Annotated in this window: 1 protein-coding gene; it reads right to left on the reverse strand. The window is 73.4% G+C overall.

The features are described 5' to 3' along the window. Positions 1-125: alpha/beta fold hydrolase (locus tag EXE42_RS20570; RefSeq protein ID WP_369333810.1), on the reverse strand; the 125-nt coding region annotated here is incomplete at its 3' end. Positions 126-218 lie beyond the last annotated feature (93 nt).

Here is a 218-nt window from a genome sequence, read left to right on the forward strand (position 1 = left end):
GCCTGCGACTTCCAGACGTCCTTCGTGCCGCCGCTGCCGTGGACGAGACAGACCGTCGGTCCGTCGCCGCCGCGGTCGAAGCGGCGGTACGCCGTCTCGCGGCCGTCGTGGGTGACCCGTTCCATGTCCGGGCGGTTCGGCGGCGAACGGTATAAACGCCGGAGGGGCCGCCGCGCGGATCGGCGACCCGAACCGGCCGCGGATCCGATCGCTCGACG

It is taken from the genome of Halorubrum sp. SP3 (genome assembly GCF_005435195.1).
In the GTDB taxonomy this organism is placed as follows: Archaea; Halobacteriota; Halobacteria; order Halobacteriales; family Haloferacaceae; genus Halorubrum; species Halorubrum sodomense.